The 7876-nt window shown below is 45.8% G+C and carries 6 protein-coding genes; 1 reads left to right on the forward strand and 5 read right to left on the reverse strand.

What is annotated here, in order from left to right:
- Positions 1-69: 69 nt before the first annotated feature.
- Complete coding sequence (locus tag ACYVRA_RS05220) at positions 70-1542, forward strand: pallilysin-related adhesin (RefSeq protein ID WP_461251694.1); 1473 nt, start codon at positions 70-72, stop codon at positions 1540-1542.
- On the opposite strand, the gene gdhA is transcribed toward ACYVRA_RS05220, so the two are convergent.
- The 5 genes from gdhA to miaB form a co-directional block, all read right to left on the reverse strand.
- Positions 1539-2876, reverse strand: a complete 1338-nt coding sequence (gene gdhA, locus ACYVRA_RS05225; RefSeq protein ID WP_461251695.1) for an NADP-specific glutamate dehydrogenase — start codon at positions 2874-2876, stop codon at positions 1539-1541. The genes ACYVRA_RS05220 and gdhA overlap by 4 nt on opposite strands.
- Positions 2877-3112: 236 nt before the next feature.
- Positions 3113-4387: an aminotransferase class I/II-fold pyridoxal phosphate-dependent enzyme gene (locus ACYVRA_RS05230; RefSeq protein ID WP_461251696.1), complete on the reverse strand. Its 1275-nt coding sequence runs from the start codon at positions 4385-4387 to the stop codon at positions 3113-3115.
- A 270-nt stretch (positions 4388-4657) separates the two neighbouring features.
- Positions 4658-5587: an SPOR domain-containing protein gene (locus tag ACYVRA_RS05235; RefSeq protein ID WP_461251697.1), complete on the reverse strand. Its 930-nt coding sequence runs from the start codon at positions 5585-5587 to the stop codon at positions 4658-4660.
- The gene (locus ACYVRA_RS05240; RefSeq protein ID WP_461251698.1) at positions 5584-5937 is read right to left on the reverse strand and encodes a hypothetical protein; all 354 of its coding nucleotides are present in this window, start codon (positions 5935-5937) and stop codon (positions 5584-5586) included. The genes ACYVRA_RS05235 and ACYVRA_RS05240 overlap by 4 nt, the downstream gene beginning before the upstream one ends.
- Entirely contained in the window at positions 5922-7247 is a 1326-nt protein-coding gene (gene miaB / locus ACYVRA_RS05245; protein WP_461251699.1) for a tRNA (N6-isopentenyl adenosine(37)-C2)-methylthiotransferase MiaB, read from the reverse strand. The genes ACYVRA_RS05240 and miaB overlap by 16 nt, the downstream gene beginning before the upstream one ends.
- Between the last annotated feature and the right edge of the window lie 629 nt (positions 7248-7876).

A 7876-nucleotide genomic window follows, 5' to 3' on the forward strand; every position in this document is an offset into this window, starting at 1 on the left:
GCGGCGTTCTTTACCAAATAGCCGCGTTGTAGAATCGCGGTTAAATATGTGATAGTGTAATTAGCATAAATGAAAAAAACGTTTATTTATTTTTCCATAGGCATTGCCGTATTGTCCGTACTGTTAATAATTTTTTTGGCGACCGGACTATGGAAGCGGATTTTTAGCTCCAAAGCGGATGAAAATGTCAGGACAAAAATAGTAATTCCAAAAGAGACATACATGTATTCATCCGCCGAACAATCCGGGCAAATGGATTGGGATGAAACCATCAGCACTAAAATACCGCTGGAAAGCGGGGAAACGGTAATAGCTACGCTGAACAAGGAGAGCGAAGAAAATATACCGGAAGAGCAATTTGTAGTATATCGCACGTCCAATGCCTCAGACCCCGTGTTCATCACCTTTTTGGGTTATGATGAAAACGCGCGCGGATACAGACGCATATGGAACGCGCCTACTATAGCAAGCCGAAGTGAAACCATCACCCTTTTTAGCCAGGACTTAATTGGGGACAGAAACAACTGCATTATTGTAACCGGAATGAATCAAAAAAATGAACACACAATGACCATATTCAGGCGAAGCCCTGGTCAGGCAAGAGGGCAGCCTTATAGAAAAATAGCGGAATTGCAGAGTACGGGTTCAGTTGTAATACAGCAAACGACGCGCTCGTTGGCATACCAGCAGGGATTAACAAAAGGACAGAGTTTTAATATCGCCGCCTACGGCCATGACAGCGCGTCGGCCAATATTCTGGATCAGATTGAGACTATCTACGCGTTTAACTCTGCCAGTGAGAGATATGAGCAGATTAACGTGTCCAGAATACCCGGTTCGCAAATTGAACAGCGCCGTCTCAGGGAACTGTTAAGCGGCGCTCCGGGCGTTTTTGAAAAATTTATAAACGATTTGTGGTACTATGTAAGCCCTCAAGGCACAATAGACACAAAACAGTATATTTATTTTGATCCCACAAAAAAAGAAATAATATTTTTTGGCGATGAAGCCCAACAGGTTTTTACTTGGCAAAGTTCCACCCCGTCAAGGTACGGTTTAAATATTAGGAGTCAAAATATATCGATAAGCACATTACTGCGCTTTATTGAAGTAGAGCTTGAATCGCTGGACAGTATCAGGCTTCGCGTTACCGAGGATGTCAGGCTTAGAATCACAGCTGGCACTTCATGGGACGGTTCCTACCGCCGAGCGGGATCCGCCAATTTTAAGGAAACATTAACCCAGCTAAAACCGACAATTGACGCGGCTTATGACTCGTCTTGGGGCAGAGTTCAATTTAACAATTCAGGCGAGTATACGATTACTTCCGTCGGAAATGTAAGGAAAGGACGCTATATTTTCTATAAGATAAATGACAACGATTTACTGGAATTACGCCCCGAAGGAGGGGATGAAAACCGCCTTGTTTATAAAGCCGAAGCTGTCGCCGGGGTTGTGATTCTTTCCCGCGTCAGAGTGGGAATAAACGGGGTTCAAGACCTGCTTGAACCCCCTGTTACGCTTACTACTCCTCTTAATTAAATAACCCCTTGTTCGAGCATGGCTTTGGCTACTTTCTTGAAGCCGGCTATGTTCGCGCCGACAACAAAGTTGCCGGGTTTCCCATATTCTTTGGAGGATTCATCTAATTTCTTGAAAATGTTACCCATGATGACTTTCAGCCTCGCGTCAACATCTTCAAAAGTCCATGAAAGGCGGGCGCTGTTCTGGCACATTTCAAGACCTGATGTCGCTACTCCTCCGGCGTTTGAAGCTTTGCCCGGGAAGAATGCGATGCCCTTGCTAAGAAGGAATTCCGTCGCTTCTAGGGTTGTAGGCATATTGGCGCCTTCGGCTACAACTTTGCATCCGGCGGCGGCAAGCTTTTTAGCATCGTCAATCGTAAGCTCGTTCTGCGTGGCGCATGGAAGGGCGATATCGCACTGGAGATCCCATACTTTGCCTTTTCCCGTCTCTTTGTATTCTGCCGATTTGTGGGCTTCGGCGTATTTTGTAAGCCTTTCCCTGTTGTTAATTTTAATGTCTTTTATGGTGTCGAGTTTAATTCCGTCTTTGTCGTAAATAGAGCCGTTGCTGTCGGTCATGCTGATAACTGTCGCTCCCAGGGCCTGCGCTTTTTCCGCCGCGAAAATAGCGACGTTGCCGCTGCCTGAAATCGCGACTTTCTTGCCTCTAAAATCGTCTCCCTTTGTATTCAAATATTCATCAACGATATAAACAAGACCGTAACCTGTGGCTTCGGTTCTTACAAGGCTTCCACCCCAATCAAGCCCTTTTCCGGTTAAAACGCCTTGAAAAGCGTTTCTTAGTTTTTTATACTGACCGAACATAAAACCGATTTCCCTGCCGCCTACGCCGATGTCTCCGGCTGGAACGTCAGTGTCCGGCCCGATGTGGCGGAACAACTCCGACATAAAAGACTGGCAGAAACGCATTACTTCGTTATCGCTCTTTCCTTTGGGGTCAAAATCGGAACCGCCCTTGCCGCCGCCCATTGGAAGGCCTGTCAGGGAGTTTTTAAATATCTGCTCAAATCCCAGGAATTTAATAATGCTTAATGTTACCGAAGGATGGAAGCGCAAACCGCCTTTGTACGGGCCGATTGCGGAGCTGAATTGCACACGGTACCCGCGGTTTACCTGCACTTTACCGGCATCGTCAATCCAGGGGACTCTGAAACTAATAGCTCGTTCCGGCTCTATCAATCTTTCCAAAAGCCCGGCTTTTTCATAGGTGTTGTCCTGATCGACAATGATCCTAAGCGAATCCAATACTTCTTTAGCGGCCTGTAAAAATTCAGGCTGCCCCGCATCCCTTTTTTCTATAATAGAGATAATTTTGTCAACGTAGCTCATATTTCCTCCATGAGTATTTATTTAATTTCTTTATATCCTTTTTAAGAAATTATGTCAATTGATTTATTGGGGAAGAGCCTCATACAAAGAGCACAAAGGTACAAAGATCACGAAGGGGGAAAAAGGGACTAATTAGCAATGAGCAATGAGCAATGAGCAATGAACAATGAGCGAAGTTAGCAAGCATAGCGGCTTGTCAAAAGACCGCGCCCACAAACAACAAAATTGCTCATTGCTCACTTCTTCAGTTTTTCTACCGCCGCAAGTTTTACCGCGGTGCAGAAAATTTCCAGCGCTTGCCCAAGTTCTTCAAGCGGGGGGCAAGTTGGGGCTATGCGGATGTTTCTGTCTTGAGGATCGTTGCCGTTGGGGAATGTCGCGCCAGCGGGGGTCAGGGCGACGCCCGCTTCCGCGCAGAGAGAGACGATTCTCTTCGCGCAGCCTTTAAGAGCGTCAAAACTTACAAAGTAGCCGCCCTCAGGTTCCGTCCATTCGGCGATACCGAGGCCGCCTAATTCGCGGCGCAGGGTTTCTGTAACAAGATCGAACTTTGGTTTTAAAATTGCCGCGTGTTTTTCCATGTGCGCCATTACGCCGCGGGCGTCTTTGAAAAAACGGGAATGGCGCAGTTGGTTTAATTTATCCGGCCCGATTGTCTGCGCGATTAGCCGCTGGCGGATGTAATCGCAATTGGATTTTGAAGAAGCCATGCAGGTTACGGACGCGCCGGCAAAACTGACTTTTGAAAAAGAGGCGAACACAAGCGGCATATTCGGATTTCCGGCTTCTTCACACAGGCGGATGATATTCGGGATTATCCTCTTAGCGTTTCCAAGATCATGAAAGCCGTATGCGTTGTCCCAGTAAATACGGAAATCATCGGCTGCGGGTTTCAGTTTTGCGAAACGATTTACAGTCTCGGTGGAATAGACTATGCCGGTAGGGTTTGAATACTTGGGTACGCACCAAATGCCTTTTATCAAAGGGTCGGAACTAACTGCTTTTTCGACCGCGTCCATATCGGGGCCGTCATTCCCCATCGCGACAGGTATCATCTCGATATGGAAATATTTGCATATTGTAAAATGGCGGTCGTAACCGGGAACTGGACACAAAAATTTTACCTGCCCCTGACTCTGCCACGGCTGCCCGTCCCTTACGCCGTGTGACATATTAACCGCCACATTGTCAAACATCAGGGCAAGCGAAGAGTTGCCGCCGACTATAACTTCTTCCGGCGTAAGCTCCAGAAGGTCGGCGAATATTTTTTTCATTTCGGGGATGCCGTCAACTCCGCCGTAATTACGGCAGTCGGCTCCGTTTTCGGCTTTGTAATCATAAGTCGAAAGGCAGGTTAGCAACCCATTACAAAGTGCCAACTGTTCGTTGGAGGGAACTCCTCGTGTCATGTTGAGTTTCTTGCCTTTTTCCTTGTGTTTTAAAAAATCCGCGTCAAGCTCTTTTTTAAGCGCGGATAATTCAGCCGCGTTCATTTGGGTATACTGTTTCATGGGTACTTCCTTTGTTTTTATTTTATACTCTTTTTATGATAAATTCACAAGGACTTATTCGCAAGGATTCTCACAAAGAACACAAAGAGGGAAAAAGGGAATAATGAGCAGTAAAGCAGTGAACAGTGAGCAGTGAGTAGTGAGCAGTGTTGTTGTTTGTTATCTATGCGTAAGCTCTCACGATAAGATAACGGACAAAAACATTGCTAATTGCTCACTGCTAATTGCTCACTGCTCACTGCTAATTGCTCACTACTCACTGCTCACTACTCACTGCTTTACTGGAAACGATTCAAATCCTGCTTCGCGCAATTCCCTTATGGCGCTTACTTGGTCTGTCGCGACGGTTACGGTAACCGTCCACATTTCATTGCTATTAATAACGCGCTTTTCTATTGAGGGGGAGAAACCGGCTTGCCTGAGTTTTGCCGCCTGAGCTTGCGCGTTAGTCTCGCGGCTGAAAACGCCTGTTTGCAGTTTTGTAGATTGAGAAACAGCGGTTTGAGAAGAAGGAGTTGCTTGCGCTGTTGTTGTTTCACTTGGTTTTTCGCTTGCAAGGACGGGGAGGGAATCAAGGCCGCCAGCGAACAGCCAAAACGGGCTTGGTTTAATAACCGCGGAAGGTTTACCGGCGGCAAGGATGCCTTCGGGAGTTTGTTTAAATTCTTCATTTATAAGACGCTGCCGCCATTTTTCCGATAAGTCGCCTTGCGTCAGTTTCCATAGAACAAATAAAATTTCAACTTTTAACCCCGAATATTCGGGATTATCGGCAAGAGAGCCAAGCGTTGATAAATCGCCTGTTTTAATCGCGTTAATTACGGTATTTAAAAAACGGGCGCGGAGTGATTTTGACAGTAAAGGATTAAGAGCTGTTGCCGCCCTGTCCCATTCGCCCATTGCGGCAAGGCAGTAGGCGCAGGATAACAGCGCGTCGTCGTCTACTTTGCCGGGAATCGCGCCTGCGGCTTCAAACCAGTTTTTTGCCGCGCCTTCAATGTCTCCTGAAAGCTGGCGAAGACGGGCAAGATTGACAAGAGCGTCGTGCCTCTCCACGGCGGAAATTCCCTGTTTAGAAACGGCGGCTTCGATGGTTTTTATTTCTATTTCCAGAGAAGCGCCGGTCTGCGCGAAGACTGTCCGTTGCCCAAAAGCGCAAGAGGCGGTTATCATCAAAATTAAAAAAATGAATTTTTTCACTTTTTGCCGACACGCCTTTTTAAGAAAAATCTTTCCCTTGCCGACGCTGCGTCATTTTTAATTTTTTCATTAACTTCAGGATTTGCGGACGCGGCAGGACGGTAATCATCATTCTGATCATTGTCTTTTCGCGGCATTTCTTTCCTTTTCCTTCTCAAGTGCAAAAACAAAGGCGCGGAGCATACAATCCCTAAAGCAAACGAAACAAATATTGTAAAAAATACCGGAACTTGCGGTAATCTGGTAAAGCCAAAGTTTATATCACATTTAAATTCATCTCCAAGATTAAATCCGATAAAAAAAAGAAACACGGCAAAAATAACGATAAATAAAATCAATCTCCAGGGCATGGTAAAATCTCCTTCGCTCTAAATGTGTTCCCCTTTAAACCTGACAGGACAAGTTTGCCAAAAGAGCCTATCATCGACTTATGGCCGGGAACCGCCGCCATTTCGTCTTTTTCTGTCCTCGTTATTAATTCATCGGCATTTTTTCGGGATATCCCCTCAACTAAAACAGTTTCCGTACTGCCAATTCTGTCTTTTAAAAGCCCGGCGGTGTGCCTTTTTTGCAGGGCAATAACCTTCGCGAGCCTCTCTTTTTTGATTTCTTCGCCTATTCTGCCGGGTAGATCGAAGGCTTTTGTGCCTTCACGGGGGTTAAAATGGTACATATACGAGTAAAGAAACTTAATTTCTTCCATTAAATGGAGCGTCTTATCCACATCGTCCTCGGTTTCGCCGGGGAAACCGACAAGGATATCCGTGGAGAGGGTGATTCCCGGCATCGCGGCGCGGATTTCCCTGACCAGTTCCAAAAAACTTTGCGCCGTATAGCCCCTGTTCATTGCCTTTAATATGCCATCCGAGCCATGCTGGACTGGCAGATGCAGATGGCGGCAGAAAGTTTTATTGGAAGCTAAAACTTCTATTGTACTGCGGGAAAAATTGCCCGGATTAGCGGAAAGGAACCGTATCCATTTAACGCCGCTTTTTTCTGCCTCGACTGCGGCAAGTTTTAACAGGGCGGCAAAGTCGATATTTTCCCAACGGTAATTATTTACATTCTGTCCCAAGAGGGTGATTTCGCGCACGCCCTTCTCGCCCACAAGGCGGATTTCCTGCGCTATTTTTTGCGGGTCGCGGGAAACTTCCTTGCCGCGCACATAGGGGACAATGCAATAGGAGCAGTAATTGTTACAGCCATGCATGATTGGGATAAAACTGCGGAACTGTCCTTCTTCAAAGTGGGAATTGGAAAAAGAGAAAACAGGTTTTTCGATGAGGTCAATCTCGGCTTTTACGCCGTTTTCGACAGCTTCCAAAATCACTGGAAAAAGCGAACGAGCCGAGGTGCCCATAACATAATCCACTTGCGGATATTTTTCTTTTAGAGTTTCACCTAACCTCTGCGCCATACATCCGGCGATGACAAGCGTAAAACGGCGGCTGTGTTTTTTTTTAAGTCCTGCATAATGAGCGATGCGGCCAAGAGCGCGTTTTTCCGCTGTCAGCCGCACGGAACAGGTATTGAGCAGAACAAGGTCGGCGCTTTCGCTGTCCTTTGCTTCTTGCCACCCGCGTTCTTTGCAGGCAAGTGCCAACGCCGCCGACTCGGCGCTGTTCATTTGACATCCGTAAGTTTCAAAAAAATAATTCATATTAATGGCTTTGTCTGTTATGGTACTGTTTTGTGTTGGTTTATACAATGATTGAAAACGGAGATGAAAAAGAAGAATTTACCACGAACTACTACACGATGTATGCCCAAAGAATTTATTCAGTACAGTCAGGGCAGGGCTACGGGTGGTAAAAACTCTGGAGAATCCGCCTACGGAGCCTTCCGCCGCCTAATAAACAAATATTAGCGTTATACTTCGAAATCTTTTTTTTATTAGGCGGCGGACGTTTATTCTCTGAATTTTCTTTGTTTTATTCCCAAGTCTCCTACGGCGGAGAATTCCAGAAGATGTTTTTGCCACCCGCAGCCCTGCCCTGACTGTACTCAAGGATTTTATTCGGCATACATCTTCTAGCAGTAATTAGGAATGAGCAATTAACAATTAGCAATTAGCAATAAACACCATTGATAGCGGATAAATGTCACCTAACGACACTAGGGAAAAGTGGTGTCAGTCACCGTTGCGTTTACGCCTATACGCTACATAGAGCTTGTAGAAAAACAATAAATATCGCATAACAAAATAAAAAATTGACATAAGAAGAAAAACCGCGATATAATAAATTTATTATGGCAAGATATAAACATAGCGAAGCGGGAAACGGGCAG

The sequence above is a fragment of the Treponema sp. R8-4-B8 genome, from assembly GCF_054786175.1.

What these genes read in the sequence shown, in the direction of transcription:
- ACYVRA_RS05220 (WP_461251694.1), top strand. Translation starts at nt 70, where the DNA reads ATGAAAAAAACGTTTATTTATTTTTCCATAGGCATTGCCGTATTGTCC.
- gdhA (WP_461251695.1), bottom strand. Translation starts at nt 2,876, where the DNA reads ATGAGCTACGTTGACAAAATTATCTCTATTATAGAAAAAAGGGATGCG.
- ACYVRA_RS05230 (WP_461251696.1), bottom strand. Translation starts at nt 4,387, where the DNA reads ATGAAACAGTATACCCAAATGAACGCGGCTGAATTATCCGCGCTTAAA.
- ACYVRA_RS05240 (WP_461251698.1), bottom strand. Translation starts at nt 5,937, where the DNA reads ATGCCCTGGAGATTGATTTTATTTATCGTTATTTTTGCCGTGTTTCTT.
- miaB (WP_461251699.1), bottom strand. Translation starts at nt 7,247, where the DNA reads ATGAATTATTTTTTTGAAACTTACGGATGTCAAATGAACAGCGCCGAG.